This is a genomic window from Salinimicrobium oceani (assembly GCF_012037645.1).
Window position 1 is genome coordinate 1 of the sequence record NZ_JAAVJR010000664.1, and the last position, 443, is coordinate 443.

General features: G+C 44.5%; 1 protein-coding gene. It reads right to left on the reverse strand.

Going from position 1 to position 443, the window contains the following annotated elements:
- The coding region (locus HC175_RS18775; RefSeq protein ID WP_168139717.1) for a hypothetical protein at positions 1–443 on the reverse strand (443 nt) is incomplete at both ends.

Genomic DNA, 443 nt, shown 5'->3' on the forward strand with positions numbered 1-443 from the left:
ACTCCCGGCTCAGGGTTGAAATTTCCAGCCACAGTGTTACCATCTATACATTCCTCACAGTAGTACGTATATTTATCTACAACAGTACCATTTGTAATTAATCTCCAGGTTGCAGACTCCCGAGTGGTATCGGTAACATCAGCAGTCAAAGTCACTCCAGTTCCAACTTGTACAGGATCTACGGGACCAGAGATGCTGTTGATTACTGGAGCTTCGTTTGTTACTGTTACAGTTTGGTTAATAGGAGCTGCAGCAATATCGTTGACATCTGTCACAGTCCAGGTAATAGTTGTAGTTCCAACAGGATAAAGCGCATCCAAAGCCTCTCCATCATCCCTGGTTCCACCTACAGCTCCTACACTACAGTTATCTGTAGCATTCGCACTTACAATCACCATTGCACCACATTCGCCAGCATCATTGTTTACACTCTGATTTCCGCT